This is a genomic window from Mesorhizobium sp. M2E.F.Ca.ET.209.01.1.1, assembly GCF_004010375.2.
GTDB lineage: Bacteria > Pseudomonadota > Alphaproteobacteria > Rhizobiales > Rhizobiaceae > Mesorhizobium.
In genome coordinates this window covers 1-313 of record NZ_SADP02000879.1, presented here as the reverse complement: position 1 = coordinate 313, position 313 = coordinate 1, and the positions used below count along the sequence as shown (strand labels likewise).

Annotated in this window: 1 protein-coding gene; it reads right to left on the bottom strand. The window is 64.9% G+C overall.

The genetic code is table 11. The features are described from left to right. Positions 1–244, bottom strand: a 244-nt coding sequence (locus tag EN852_RS38315) for a CopD family protein (protein WP_348643545.1), incomplete at its 3' end; no start/stop codon positions are given. Positions 245–313: the final 69 nt, after the last annotated feature.

Sequence of the window (313 nt, the reverse complement as noted above, 5' to 3'; positions counted from 1 at the left end):
TGGCGTGCGCGCTCAGGATGTCGAGGCGCACCGTGCGCACAGGCCGCCGCTGCACGTCGGTGTCACCCGCCGCGGCGGGCGCCGTCAGCGTCCAGCGATTGATCGCGGCAAGCGTGAAAAGGAAAAGCAGCAGACCGAGCTTCAAGAGCAGCAGGCGAGCATAGGACGTGTTGATCAACGCTGCCGGTTCCTGCACTTGGATGATCGCCAGCACGATGCCACTCGCCGCCAGGATCGCCACCACGGGCAGGATCGTTCGCGAAAACCGGCGAAGAAATGCTTTCGCCTCCTCGGGCTGGTATCGCAACGCGAG